Below are 13,622 nucleotides of genomic sequence, written 5' to 3'. Positions count from 1 at the left end.
TCGCTGTTGTATCTTCAGCTCGCCGCGACCAGGAAACACGAAAGGTTCAGCGATTTCAGCAGCTGGAAAGAAGTTTGGCTCACCGCCGCGCTGAGGTTCGGATGGACACTGAACGCGAGTGAGCATCTCAGCGGACGTCTGTCTTCTTCCCAACACGAAAGCGTCTGGAGCATCTGCACGGCCGCGCTTCGTCCGCTGTTCGATGCGGACGTGATCGAGGATGCCGAACGGCAAGTGCGTACCAGCGCTCAGGATAAAGCGTTGAATCTGCTCGCCAGTCAGGCTCTGCAGATCAGGGCGAAGGAGCACAGCCCGGGACAAGCCACAGTCACCCTGCAATTGGGGCTTATCGATCCGCAGGGAACCCTCAGCCTTGCGGTTTTGCATCTCGTCACCTGGCAGCCGCTGCATTCCGACTTTCTGTTCGAGCCGCTTGAAGCCGGGCACCTGTCCGGCAACCTGGAGTTGACCGTCTATTCGATGCATTTGTCCGAGCAAGCCAGCGCGCCTTTTCGCGATCCCCTGAGCACTGCCCTCGCCGACAAGCGGCCAATGCTGATCCGCCCGCTGGGCGACAGCGGCATAAGCGACGGAGAGAACCAATGACCTCAGCCAAAGAAAACGCGGCTTCGCTAGGCGATATCCCGAGTCTCGCCGCGTTCGAGCCGGATCTGACCGGGCAGGACAGGGCGGACATTCAGGACATGCTGCTGGACGCACAGCTGTTCGCCAGCCACGTCTATGATTTCCAGCGCCACTGGACCAGCTGGATGCATTACTACCGCAACAGATTGAGCGCCCGCGGATTGCGTCAGAAGAGTCTGATTCTGGATGACTCGCTGTTGATCAGCAGCACCGAGGATCTGATGGATGCAACGTTTCGCATCATCGGCACCGCCGGGCACGAGCGGCTCGCTGAATTGGTGCGGCGTGCGTTTCAGGCCCTGGGGGTATACCAGGCTGCCAACGCGTATTTCGATCACGGCCTAGATAACGGGCGCCTGGGCAGCTTTCAGATCGTGCCCTGCGCCAGGCTGGATGACGGGCAAAACCTGTTATTGCTCTGTGGGCTGCATTTGACTGTCGACGACTATTCGGCGGGTGGACGCAGGTTGTTGTTTTACTTCAAAGGCGGAGCCTATGTGTTTGGCAGTGCCGCTTACGCACGACATCGCGCGGATGTCGCGCGGTATCTAAAGAACAGAGCGGACGCATTAATCAGTGGTGTGAGTATTTAGCCGCGTGACCTGACCCCAGGGCTCTATCTGAATCGTAATGATTAGTAAATACTCTGAAATTGAATGGATTCGTAAGAATGCTAAGGTTAAACCGGGTTTGACGTTTGTTGGCCCGTAATATGAATAGTTAATTATGCAAAGGAATGCACTTATGACCGATGTAGAAGTGAATGATTTTCCAACCCCCGAACAATCGGCTGCTTACTTTGATAGCCTTCCTCCATCCAACAGGCAGCGTATCAAGCCGATCCAGCTTGTGAATTTGAATGCTGACGCTGAGGCTGAGAAGGATTCAGCCAAGATCAGTAAGGATGCCCCGGCTATCGTGGCCTTCGCTGACGGCGTGAGTGAGCAGAATCGGGAAGCTGTGCTGCTCGGGGTGGAGTTCGCAGAAACCGTTGCCAACAAGAAGGCTGATGTAAACAATGATGCGGTCGAGTGGTTGACGGCGTACGCTGGAGCGTTAAAACAAGCGGGCTGGTTGACAACTGGTGGTCACGAGTATGGCAGCTACACCTCCAAAAACCAAAACTTGCAGATGGACTCTCTTGTCCTTGAACTGATCAGCGCAGTTGCCGGCCCTAACGCAGCAACCGTTGTTTCCCTGTTGGGCCTGGTCTTGGACAAACTGCAAAAAAATGACCCGCTCATGAAACTGTTCGAAAGTAATAGTCGTCGAGGAACAGTCAGCCAGTTCCGCATCATGCCGTGCATCGAGTCCAGTGCTGGCATTCCAATCACTTATCTTCTTTCGGTGCATTGTGATTATCGGCATAGTTCGGGTGGCGCCTTGTTCTGGAAGTGGTCAGTCTCGAGGCTGGACATAAAACGATTGGCCAAGGGTGTGCAGTTCAGTAAGGGGACTTATGAGCGTAACAAGGGGCGCATCCTCGACTTTCTGGAAGGTGAGGCAGATGATTTTTTCGAGGGTTTGAAGTAACGAACCTTAATGAAATAAAGGGGCCGCCATGATGGGCGGCCCTTTTCCTCTGACTAGGAGAGTGCACGTAATGGAATACGTGACTGATAACTGGGTGGTGGCAGGAAATCTCGTATGCGCCCCTGATCCGGCTTCGATACAAGCGTTGGAAGACATCAAGACAGCGCTCTTGTTCGCACAGATGAAAGCGGACGTCAGATGCCCTTTACAGCGTTCGTCGGCGCAATGGTTCGCAGAATACAACAAAGCTTTGATTGCCTTGAAATGGTTAGGCACAGGGATCGAGGGGCAGAGCTTTGAGCCGGGAGACGAGGACATCCTTACCATCGAGTCCATCATCGGACGATTTTTGCTGAATGATCTTGCGCCCGCGCATGCCGAACATGTTACCCGGGCACTGGCATGCCTGAGTGGATCGCCAGAGGCTCGGGCGCAAGCTTTGTTCAAGCGTTTCACGGTCTTCCATCCCCCTGTCGAGGAGTATGCGCACCAGGCCTCCAACGCAACAGGCAGTCTCGCACTGCTGATCAGCGTATTGCTTCCAGACCAAGTGGTGAAGTATTTGTGGCTAACGTTCATGACCACCGCTGCGTGGGTCGAAAACTTCCTGCAGCAGCCTTTCACCGGCGCTCAGCTGACAGGGGCAGTCCAGGCGCGAGTTTTCCAGCGGACATGGAACGCGGCGGGTTACGCTAGAGTACGAGCGACGGTCGAGAAATATCTGGCTGACAGGCCGGCGGAAATGATCTTGCCGCTCGCATGCTCAGAGGCCCCTGATTGAGCCCGGGGAGCGCTTGAACCCAGTGTCCGTGGCTTAGAGCACAAGATAGCCACGGATGCCGGTAAAGATGATCTGGGCGGCGAGGGCGCAGACGAACAGCCCCATCAGGCGGCTGACGATTTGCAAGCCTTGGTCGCCGAGAAGGCGTTCGATCCGCCCGGCAAGAAAAAGCACTACGCCCACGGTCAGGCTGGCAAGAGCGATAGCGAGAATCGCGGTCAGCTTGTCGTCCCAGTGCGGCTGGCTGACGCCCATGACCAGCAGGGCGCCGATGGTGCCCGGCCCGACTGTGAGCGGAATGGTCAGGGGAACGATGGTGACGTCCTGTTGAACGTTGTCGGTCTGAACCGCCGATTTGCCTTGCGCCATGCCCAGGGCGGAAATGAACAGCACGCTGCCGGCGCCGATACGGAATGCGTCGGCGGTAATCCCGAACACCTCGAAGATCACCCGTCCGAACAGGTAGAGAAGCACGCTTGCGATCAGTGTCGCGAACCCGACTTTCCACGCCAGGCGGCGCTGCTCCTTGCGCGAGTGACCGCGAGTCAGACCAATGAAGCACGACAGAACGAAGAAGGGGCTGTAAAGCACCAGCATTTTTAGATAAACGCTAGACAGCACATGCAGCATGGTTGAACTCATAGGCGCGAGTGAATGACCGGCGAAGTCTATCAGGCTCGGATAGCGGCGATACTCCGCGCGGCTTGTTTTGCTGCCGCTGCGCGCCAGATCGCGGATGAATCCGCACCTGCGGTCAGTGCCGCTGGGCGACCCAGTGCTCCACCAGCTCGCGCAATTGCGACAGTTCGATGGGCTTGGCGATGTGCCCGTCCATACCGGCCTGACGCGCACGGTCCTTGTGCTCGGTCAGGATATGCGCGGTGAGTGCCACGACCGGGGTTCGCACCCGCTGATTACCCATCTCCCAGGCGCGCAGTTGCTCGGTTGCGGAGAAACCGTCGAGGATCGGCATTTCGCAGTCCATCAACACCAGGTCGTAGCGCTGGGCTTTCATCGCCCGCAACGCTTCTTCGCCGTTGCTCGCCGTGTCCGGGTTCAGGTTGAGCTTGCCCAGCATGCCGCGAATGACTTTGGTGGAAATGGTGTTGTCTTCCGCGACCAGAATACGAAAGTCTTCGGGAACCATCGCGGGGGCGGGCGGGACAGTGGCCTGGCTTGAGGCCAGGGCGCCCACGTTGCGCTGGTTCAATTCATCCGCCAGCGTGGTCCTGAGCGTGTATCCGGCGACCGGTTTGGCGAGGATGCGCTTGATGCCCGCATTGCGCGCAATGATTTTGCTGGGCGCATTGCTGATGCCGGTGAGCATGATCAGCAGAATGTCGTGGTTCAGGCTCGGGTCTTCCTTGATCTTGGCCGCCAGCTGCATGCCGGTCATCCCTGGCATGTTCTGGTCCAGCAGCACCACGTCGAAGTAGTCGCGCAGGTGCGCTTTGGTCCGCAGCAGGGCAAGGGCTTCCTTGCCCGAGGCGACGGCGCTCACATTGAGTCCCCAGGCGCTGCACTGTTGCACGAGGACCTTGCGGCAAGTGTCATTGTCGTCGACCACCAGCACCCGGGCATCTTCGAGCGGCCCGTTCAGATCGAGCACTGGCTGCTCCAGCAGTTTCGGATCCAGCGGCAGGGACACCCAGAGGGTGCTCCCCTGGGTGCTGCCCTGCTGGATGCCGAACTCACCGTCCATGAGCATGATCAATTGCCGAGCGATGACCAGTCCCAGATGGCCGCCCAGCTTGCTGCTGGCGAGGAAGTTCCTGCTGTGCAGTTCGGCATTGAGCAGTGCGTCTCGCTCCTGGGGCGAGATCGGATCGCCACTGTCCTGTACCGTGATTCGCAGCCGGGGTTTGCCGGGTCGCGAGGTATCAAGACCCGCGGCGAGAAAGATCTCGCCCTCTTCGGTTTTCTTCAGCGCGTTTTCCAGCAGGCTGAGCAGTGTCTGACGCAGGCGTGTCGGGTCGCCGCTGATGACTTGCGGCACCTGGGGCTGAATCAGGCTGATCAGTTCGACATGCTGCTGCTCGGCTTTGGCGCGGAAGATGTCCAGGCAGTCCTCGATCAACGCGGCAATATCGAACTGCACGTCATCCAGTTCGATTTGCCCGGATTCGAGCTTGGTAATGTCGAGGATTTCATTGATCAGGGTGAGCAATTCGTTGCCGGCGCTGTGAATCGTCTGCACGTAGTCGCGCTGCTTGACCGAAAGCGGAGTACCCAATAGCAGCTCGGTCATCCCGAGCACGCCGTTCATGGGGGTGCGAATCTCATGACTGATCTTGGCCAGAAATTCCGCCTTGGCGCTGATTTCCGCCGCATTCGCCGCCTGCTCGCGGCTGATGCTGAAATCGTTCTCGGTGATGCTGCGCTGGCGCTCGCTCAAGGCGATGCTCATCAACAGCCCGCTTGCGCAGAATACGCCCAGCAGCGTGAGAATGAGCAATTGGGGCGGCACCAGACTCAGCCAGAGGAAACCGGGGAGGATCACCAGATAGCCGATGTTGAAGATCGCCATCGCCCAGACGAACAGACGTGCAGGGCGGTAGCCCTTCTGCCAGTGCCAGACCGAGACGATAAGGATGCTGACGGTCGTGAGTGCCACCAGCCCGAAGGTCAGTGCGTTGATCGGCAGTTCATCGAATGCGACGACCAGCAGAGCCCCCAGCACAATGAGCGCGATATTCATCAGCAGCAATCGATCAGGTCGCCCGCCGCTGCGATACGTGAAGAAGCACCGCGTGTAGATCAGGCCGGTGACTGCCGCCGCCAACAGTGCCAGGTGAGCGGCCGGCACAGGCGGAACATGCAGGCCCGCCAGGCCTGGAAAGCTGAGCAGCAGCAAGGCGCTGAGGGCCAGCAGGCTCTCGCACCCGGCCAGCCACAGGTTGCTGCGGGACTTGGTGTGCCAGTATCGGGTGATGTTCTGAATGATCAGCATCCCCAGTGCGCCGAACAGCAGCCCGAACAACAAGGGCTGGCGCTCGTTGGCCGCGCTTTCGATGGCCGGTTGCAGGGTAATGCTGGGTCGCATGTTCTGGGTGGACATCAGACGCAGATAGATATCCAGCGGTACTGAAGTCTGCGGGACGGGCAGCAGAAAATCGCTCGATGGCAGACGCTGATCCCGGCGGGGAACATCGTTGCCGGTACGCAGATAATCGATCAGATGCTCGCCATCGAGAATGTACATCTCGGCCGTGGCGAGGTCGGGCGCGAAAATTCGCAGGAGCTGCTCATGCTTGCCGGGCTGAAGACGGTAGTGCAGCCAGAGTGCGCCACCACGCTCCGCCGCGCTGATTTGCGGCAGATCGATCGGGCTGAACTGATTCTGGTAACGCGTGGAACGGACCTCGCTCAGTTGCAGGCTTGCCTGTTCATCAGGCAATACCGACCAGCCTGCCCCATGCTCCGCGTGCGCGGAGACCATGAACAGAAAGGTCAGCAGACCGATGATTGAAGCCGAGGCAGTCCTGAGCCAGCGCACGATGAGATCCCTTCGTGAAGTTATTGCCTGATACCTGTACGGCAATCGGGCCTGCTAAGCAGGCCCGATTCGGTTACTTCAAACCTTCGCCGCGTTCGCGGGCGATGGCGCGATAACCGATGTCCTTGCGATAGAAGCAACCTTCCCAGTCGATCTTCGCTGCCAAAGCGTAGGCGTTTTCCTGAGCCTTGCCGACTGTCTCGCCCAGCGCCGTGGCACAGAGCACCCGGCCACCGCTGGTGACGACGCGGCCGTCCTGCAGGGTGGTGCCTGCATGGAACACTTTGCCATCCAGCCCGGCAGCTGCTTCCAGGCCGTCGATCATGGCGCCCTTGGCGTAGTCGCCCGGATAGCCGCCGGCGGCCAGCACGATGCCCAGGCTCGGACGAGGGTCCCATTGCGCTTCGACCTTGTCCAGCGCCTGCGCCAGTGCCGCCTCGACCAGCAGAACCAGGCTCGATTGCAGACGCAACATGACCGGCTGGGTTTCCGGGTCGCCAAAGCGGCAGTTGAATTCGATGACCTTGGGATTGCCTGCCTTGTCGATCATCAGACCCGCGTACAGGAAGCCGGTGTAGACATTGCCTTCCTCGGCCATGCCGCGCACGGTCGGCCAGATGACCTGGTCCATGACCCGCTGATGAACGTCGGGGGTCACCACCGGGGCAGGGGAGTAGGCGCCCATGCCGCCCGTGTTGGGACCGCTGTCGCCGTCGCCCACGCGCTTGTGATCCTGGCTGGTGGCCATCGGCAGTACGTTCTTGCCGTCGACCATCACGATGAAGCTGGCTTCCTCGCCGTCGAGGAACTCTTCGATGACCACACGCGAGCCGGCATCCCCGAAGGCGTTGCCGGCAAGCATGTCGCGCACCGCTTCCTCGGCTTCTTCCAGGGTCATGGCAACGATCACGCCCTTGCCCGCGGCCAAGCCGTCGGCCTTGATCACGATCGGTGCGCCTTTTTCACGCAGATAAGCCAGGGCCGGCTCGATCTCGGTGAAGTTCTGGTAGTCGGCGGTCGGAATCTTGTGGCGCGCCAGGAAATCCTTGGTGAAGGCTTTCGAGCCTTCGAGTTGCGCCGCGCCCGCGGTCGGACCGAAGCAGTCCAGACCACGGCTGCGGAACAGGTCGACGACGCCGGCGACCAGCGGAACCTCAGGACCGACGATGGTCAGCGATACGTTCTTTTCCGCGAAGTCGGCCAGTTGTTCGAGCGCCAGCACGTCGATGGCGACGTTCTCACATTTGGCTTCGATGGCCGTGCCCGCGTTGCCCGGCGCAACGAAAACCTTGGCGACCCGCGGATCCTGCGCCACTTTCCAGGCCAGCGCGTGTTCACGACCGCCACTGCCAATGATCAAAACATTCATTTCAAAAACCTCGATGAAGCCAATTCTGTATGTTCGGCAAGTGGGAGCGAGCTTGCTCGCGAAAGCGGTGTGCCAGTCAACATCGAGGTCGCTGACAGATTGCATTCGCGAGCAAGCTCGCTCCTACGGCTACGCGGATATCAATGCCTAAAATGGCGCATACCGGTGAACACCATTGCAATTCCGGCTTCGTCCGCTGCGGCGATCACTTCCGCATCGCGCATCGAGCCGCCCGGCTGGATCACGGCAGTGATGCCGGCCTTGGCCGCGTTGTCGATGCCGTCACGGAACGGGAAGAACGCGTCGGAAGCCATGACCGCGCCCTGGACCTGCAGGCCGGCGTGCTCGGCCTTGATCGCGGCGATGCGCGCGGAGTTCACACGGCTCATCTGGCCGGCGCCGATGCCGACGGTCTGGCGATTCTTGGCGTAGACGATGGCGTTGGACTTGACGTACTTGGCGACCTTCCAGGCGAAGATCAGGTCGTGGATTTCCTGCTCGCTCGGGGCGCGCTGAGTGACGACCTTCAAGTCATCGGCGGTGATCATGCCGATGTCGCGGCTCTGGACCAGCAGGCCGCCGTTGACACGCTTGTAGTCCCATGCCGGCAGGCGCTCGCCCCACTGGCCACAGGTGAGCAGGCGTACGTTGGCCTTGGCCGCGACGACCGCCTGGGCTTCCGGGCTGACGCTTGGCGCGATGATGACTTCGACGAACTGACGCTCGACGATGGCCTTGGCGGTGTCGGCGTCCAGCTCGCGGTTGAAGGCGATGATGCCGCCGAACGCGGACTCGCTGTCGGTGGCGTAGGCCAGATCGTAGGCCTTGCGGATTCCGCCCTCGTCATCCGGGCAGACCGAAACGCCACACGGGTTGGCATGCTTGACGATGACGCAGGCCGGCTTGACGAAGCTCTTCACGCATTCCAGCGCGGCGTCGGTATCGGCCACGTTGTTGAACGACAGTTCCTTGCCCTGCAGCTGGGTCGCGGTGGCGATGCCCACTTCGGCCGGCTTGGCTTCGACGTAGAACGCCGCGCTCTGGTGCGGGTTCTCGCCGTAGCGCATTTCCTGCGCTTTGACGAACTGGGTGTTGAAGGTGCGCGGGAACTGACCGCGGCCTTCGGTGCTCAAGGTCTCGGCAGTCTGGTCGATGCCGCCCAGGTAGTTGGCGATCATGCCGTCATAGGCTGCGGTGTGTTCGAACGCCTTGAGCATCAGGTCGAAACGCTGGGCGTAGGTCAGACCACCGGCCTTGAGGCTTTCCAGAACCTGACCGTAATCGCTGGCGTTGACCACGATGGCCACGTCCTTGTGGTTCTTGGCCGCGGAACGGACCATGGTCGGGCCGCCGATGTCGATGTTCTCGATGGCAGTCGGCAGGTCGCAACCCGGTTTGGAAACGGTCGCTTCGAACGGATAGAGGTTGACCGCAACCAGGTCGATCGGCTTGATGCCGTGCTCGCTCATGATGGCGTCGTCGGTGCCGCGACGGCCCAGAATGCCGCCATGGATTTTCGGATGGAGGGTCTTGACCCGGCCATCCATCATTTCGGCAAAACCGGTGTAGTCGGCGACTTCGACCGCGGCCACGCCGTTGTCCTGCAGCAGCTTGAACGTACCGCCAGTGGAAAGGATCTCGACGCCCAGCGCTTCGAGTTCACGGGCAAAATCCAGGATGCCTGTCTTGTCGGAAACGCTGATCAAGGCACGGCGGATCGGCAGGCGGGTAGTCTGGTCGGTCATCTCGATTTCCATCAAAAGCAAAAGTAATCAGCAAAAAAAAGCGACCGCGTTGCAAGTGAGGTCGCCTTTTCTGTTCGTGATGCTTACAGCAGATCGTACTGCTTGAGTTTCTTGCGCAAGGTGCCGCGATTGAGGCCCAGCAGCTCGGAGGCCTTGGTCTGGTTGCCCTTCACGTAATTCATTACGCTTTCGAGGAGCGGGGCCTCGACCTCCGACAACACCAGGTTGTAGACGTCAGTGACGGAAGCGCCTTCAAGGTGGGCGAAATAATTGTGCAACGCCTTTTCAACGCTCCCGCGCAGGGTCTGACCCTCGGCGCTCGGCGTGTTGAGGTGCTGTTTCAAATTGACGTTGTCGCTCACGGGTGTTGTTCCACTCACTAAAGTCTCGGTCATCATCGTCATGCGGCCACCTCGTTCTCATTCTGGTTATCCGGGCCCTTGCAGCCTTGGCTGAAGAATTCCCGGACGTTGGCGCACTGTGCTTCCGTGTCTTCCAAACGATTGAAACGGGCGCGAAATTCCCTGGCGCCCGGCAAGGTTGCGAGATACCAACCGACATGCTTGCGCGCGATGCGCACGCCCATCACGTCTCCGTAGAACGCGTGAAGCGCTGCCAAGTGTTCAAGCAGGATGCGTTCCACTTCATTCAACTCGAGCGCGGGCAGTGTTTCGCCGGTGCGCAGGTAGTGCTCGATCTCGCGAAAAATCCACGGGCGCCCCTGGGCGGCCCGGCCAATCAATAACCCGTCGGCGCCGGTGGCCTGGAGGACGAACCGTGCTTTCTCGGGTGAGTCTATGTCGCCATTGGCGAACACCGGAATCGACACCGCCTGCTTGATCGCGGCAATGGTGTCGTACTCCGCTTCGCCGGTGTACAGGTCGGCGCGGGTCCGGCCATGTATCGCCAGCGCCTGTATTCCGGACTGTTCGGCGATCTTCGCCACCGTCAGGCCGTTGCGGTTGTCCCGATCCCAGCCCGTGCGGATCTTCAGGGTGACCGGCACATCGACCGCAGCCACCACGGCCTGCAGGATGTCGCTCACCAGTTGTTCATCCTTCAGCAGCGCCGAACCCGCCGCCTTGTTGCATACCTTCTTCGCTGGGCAGCCCATGTTGATGTCGATGATCTGCGCGCCCAGTTCGACGTTGGCCCGCGCGGCCTCGGCCAGCATCTGCGGATCCCCGCCAGCGATCTGCACCGAGCGCGGCTCGGGATCGCCTTCATGGATCATGCGCAGCCGCGATTTGCGACTGTTCCACAGGCTCATGTCGCTGGTGACCATTTCCGACACCACCAGTCCGGCACCCAGCCGACGGCATAGCTGACGGAAAGGCTGGTCCGTGACGCCCGCCATCGGGGCGAGGATCAAACCGTTCTGCAATGTATAGGGGCCGATGCGTACCGCCGACATAGCTTTACCTATCGTGGGGCCGAATCATTCGCAGGCCATGTAAAAACCGTTGTACACGGTCTGCAAAGGTCCCGTCGTCGGATCGCCTGCGCAATCGTCGGACCGAACCGAGAGTTTGAAAAAAGGGTGGGCATGATACCCGCTCTCGATGACTGGATAAAGGCTGAATTGGATAAAATCTGAACAGTTGCGGTTCGGTCGACAGAAGCTGGAAACGGCCGTCATCTGGCGGCCATCGCTCACGACCATGGAGCGAAAATCAGTCGAAAGGTCATCCGGTCTTCGACAGGGTCAGTTGTCCCCTGCCAAGATCAGGATTATTCCGGCGACCGGAAATACAGGCTGTAGTTGACGGCCTTGGCGCCTGGATCAAGGATATCCAGCGCAATATGGATGGGCGTCTGAGGTGGCATCTCTTCCTTGCCCGCCATTTCGCCCGAGAGGTATTCGCTGGGCTTGAAGCGACGACTGGCGATCAACTGACCGCCGGTATCCGCGAAGCGCAGTTCCAGCAATGGAAACGGCTGGGAAAAAGATGCCCGGTTATAAATGATGGCGTCCACGATCAGCGCCCCCTGAAACTCCGGATGACTGCGAACGATCAGGTTGCTGCTCTTGAGCAGCGAAATGTCGACCTTGGAAGGCACTTTGCAGCCAAGCTGCGGGCAGAACTCCTGGAACCAGGGACGATACTGGTCCTGGCGCGCCAGCTGGTCGAAGTGATACCAGATGTACTGCGCAGCCAGGCCCGCCAGAGCCAGGAGAATCAGCAGGCCCCAGGCCAGACGGCGTCCCCAGCGCGGTTTCGGCCGCTGCCAGTCCAGTTGCAGAGGATCATCGTTCAGGTCCAGCAGCGTCTGTTCGCGAACGCCCGGCTCGCTGCGTGCACGACGATTGCGCGAGTGGTGCTCCGCAGGCTCTTCATCGGCATCGATTTCGTCATCGTCCTGGTCGTCGTCACGTGCTGACCAGCGCTCGACCTTTTCGCTCTTTACTGCGGTGGCAACGATTCGCGGCCCGAGCATTGGCTCCGGATGATCGTCGTCCTCGGCGTCGCGGTCGCTGCCCAGCGAGGGCTCGGTGCGTGTCTGTTTCGCCCGGTCTTCGATTATTTCTTCGGCCACTACCCGCAGCTCCGGCGCCGGAACCACTTCAGCGTGCAGCTCAGGCAGTCGCTCGACCTCGTCGTTGCGCAACTGCCCGACCCAGGCGGCTTCCTCCGACTGCGAGGTGTCGCGCCGCGCGGTCAGCGTCGTGCCTTCTTCATGACCGGAAATCGAAGCGCGGCGCTGCGCGTCGCGCTTTTCGAGACGCGCCAGTTCTTCGTCGAGGTTCAGGTTGTCGAGATCGAGTTCGCTGACGTGCCAGGGATCGTCTTCATCGGCCGGTGTTGGTGTCGCCGATGGTTCCTGGCGCAGCGGCAACACGGAGCCAGCGGGCGCCGTTTCCACTGTCTGCGGTGCCGGCTGGACGGAGGAGGGTGCCTGGGCATCGGGCTCGTGTTGTCCCAGCAGTTGCCGGGCCGCATTGAACACCTGCAGACAGGCTCCGCAACGGACGACGCCGCGCGCCACGCTCAGCTGGGCGTGGCTGACTCTGAAACTGGTTTGGCAGTGCGGGCACTGAGTGACGAAGCTGTCGGTCATGCGGCGGTCCGGTTCAGGCGGCGGTTAACGGCGACGGCCCGTGATGCGCACCCAGCCATCACGGTTTGCAATCGGGTCAAGATCGAATGTAGCAGCATACGCCGCCGCCACTTCCTCGCCTTGCTCGGCAAGGATGCCCGACAGTGCCAGTTGGCCACCGGGCCTGACCAGCGAGGCCAGCTGCGGAGCCAGCGAGACCAGCGGTCCGGCAAGGATGTTGGCGACCAGCACGTCGGCTTGCTGCGCGGGCAGGTCTTGCGGCAGGTACAGCGGGAAACGTTCGGCGGCAATGTTGTTGCGCCCGGCATTGTCGCGCGAGGCTTCGAGCGCCTGCACGTCGATGTCGGTGCCGACAGCCTGCTCCGCGCCTAGCAGCAGAGCGGCGATGGCCAGGATGCCCGAGCCGCAGCCGAAGTCCAGAACGTTGCAGCCGTTCAGGTCTTGACCGTCCAGCCATTCCAGGCACAAGGCGGTGGTGGGGTGCGTACCGGTTCCAAACGCCAGGCCCGGGTCCAGCAACAGGTTGACCGCGTCGGGTTGCGGAGCGGCATGCCAGCTCGGCACGATCCACAGGCGCTGACCGAAGCGCATCGGCTGGAAGTTATCCATCCAGCTGCGTTCCCAGTCCTGATCTTCGATGACTTCGGCGTGATGTTCGGGCAGCTCGGCATCGGTCAGCAGGCGCAGGTGCGCGAGCACCAGGTCGGGGTCGGTGTCGGCTTCGAACAATGCCAGCAGATGGGTATGCGCCCACAGCGGCGTGGTATTGAGTTCAGGCTCGAAGATCGGCTGGTCTTCGGCATCCATGAACGTCACCGAAACGGCGCCTGTTTCGAGCAGCGCGTCTTCGTAGGTTTCGGCTTGTTCAGGGCTGATGGCGAGACGAACTTGCAGCCAGGGCATGGCGGGTTACCTTCGAGAGAAATGAGTGTGCAGCGGGGCCGCGAAAGCCGGCAAGTTTACTGCCATGCATCGAAAACAACAAAGCCGCAT

At 60.5% G+C, this 13,622-nt stretch carries 12 protein-coding genes; 4 read left to right on the top strand and 8 right to left on the bottom strand.

The genetic code is table 11. The features are described from left to right. Positions 1–6 precede the first annotated feature (6 nt). From TRP66_RS13620 to TRP66_RS13605, 4 genes are all read left to right on the top strand, one after another. Positions 7–606, top strand: coding sequence for a hypothetical protein (locus tag TRP66_RS13620; protein ID WP_333403084.1), 600 nt, complete (start codon positions 7–9; stop codon positions 604–606). Continuing rightward, the gene (locus TRP66_RS13615; RefSeq protein ID WP_333403082.1) at positions 603–1,238 is read left to right on the top strand and encodes a hypothetical protein; all 636 of its coding nucleotides are present in this window, start codon (positions 603–605) and stop codon (positions 1,236–1,238) included. Before TRP66_RS13620 ends, TRP66_RS13615 begins: the two co-directional genes overlap by 4 nt. A gap of 151 nt (positions 1,239–1,389) precedes the next feature. Then, positions 1,390–2,178, top strand: a complete 789-nt coding sequence (locus TRP66_RS13610; RefSeq protein WP_333403080.1) for a hypothetical protein — start codon at positions 1,390–1,392, stop codon at positions 2,176–2,178. A gap of 70 nt (positions 2,179–2,248) precedes the next feature. Next, entirely contained in the window at positions 2,249–2,959 is a 711-nt protein-coding gene (locus TRP66_RS13605; protein ID WP_333403079.1) for a hypothetical protein, read from the top strand. Positions 2,960–2,992: 33 nt separating this feature from the next. On the opposite strand, the gene TRP66_RS13600 is transcribed toward TRP66_RS13605, so the two are convergent. From TRP66_RS13600 to prmA, 8 genes are all read right to left on the bottom strand, one after another. After that, positions 2,993–3,589 (bottom strand): MarC family protein, encoded by a 597-nt coding sequence (locus TRP66_RS13600; RefSeq protein ID WP_442965204.1) that lies wholly within the window; start codon positions 3,587–3,589, stop codon positions 2,993–2,995. A 124-nt stretch (positions 3,590–3,713) separates the two neighbouring features. Continuing rightward, entirely contained in the window at positions 3,714–6,455 is a 2,742-nt protein-coding gene (locus tag TRP66_RS13595; protein ID WP_333403077.1) for a hybrid sensor histidine kinase/response regulator, read from the bottom strand. Between the two features lie 73 nt (positions 6,456–6,528). Continuing rightward, positions 6,529–7,824 carry a phosphoribosylamine--glycine ligase gene (purD, locus tag TRP66_RS13590; RefSeq protein WP_333403075.1) on the bottom strand — a complete coding sequence of 432 codons (1,296 nt, stop codon included), beginning with the start codon at positions 7,822–7,824 and terminating at the stop codon, positions 6,529–6,531. Positions 7,825–7,964: 140 nt separating this feature from the next. Then, the gene (purH, locus tag TRP66_RS13585) at positions 7,965–9,569 is read right to left on the bottom strand and encodes a bifunctional phosphoribosylaminoimidazolecarboxamide formyltransferase/IMP cyclohydrolase (protein ID WP_333403073.1); all 1,605 of its coding nucleotides are present in this window, start codon (positions 9,567–9,569) and stop codon (positions 7,965–7,967) included. Positions 9,570–9,652: 83 nt separating this feature from the next. After that, positions 9,653–9,973: a DNA-binding transcriptional regulator Fis gene (fis, locus tag TRP66_RS13580; protein ID WP_333403071.1), complete on the bottom strand. Its 321-nt coding sequence runs from the start codon at positions 9,971–9,973 to the stop codon at positions 9,653–9,655. Beyond that, on the bottom strand, positions 9,970–10,983 hold the full coding sequence (gene dusB / locus TRP66_RS13575; RefSeq protein ID WP_333403069.1) for a tRNA dihydrouridine synthase DusB: 1,014 nt from the start codon (positions 10,981–10,983) through the stop codon (positions 9,970–9,972). Before dusB ends, fis begins: the two co-directional genes overlap by 4 nt. A gap of 317 nt (positions 10,984–11,300) precedes the next feature. Then, positions 11,301–12,629, bottom strand: a complete 1,329-nt coding sequence (locus TRP66_RS13570) for a DUF3426 domain-containing protein (RefSeq protein WP_333403067.1) — start codon at positions 12,627–12,629, stop codon at positions 11,301–11,303. A 24-nt stretch (positions 12,630–12,653) separates the two neighbouring features. After that, complete coding sequence (gene prmA, locus TRP66_RS13565; protein ID WP_333403065.1) at positions 12,654–13,532, bottom strand: 50S ribosomal protein L11 methyltransferase; 879 nt, start codon at positions 13,530–13,532, stop codon at positions 12,654–12,656. Between the last annotated feature and the right edge of the window lie 90 nt (positions 13,533–13,622).

This window comes from Pseudomonas sp. JDS28PS106 (assembly GCF_036706555.1).
In the GTDB taxonomy this organism is placed as follows: Bacteria; Pseudomonadota; Gammaproteobacteria; order Pseudomonadales; family Pseudomonadaceae; genus Aquipseudomonas.
Note: the sequence above shows the minus strand (reverse complement) of the source record. Positions and strands in the feature narration are given on the sequence as shown.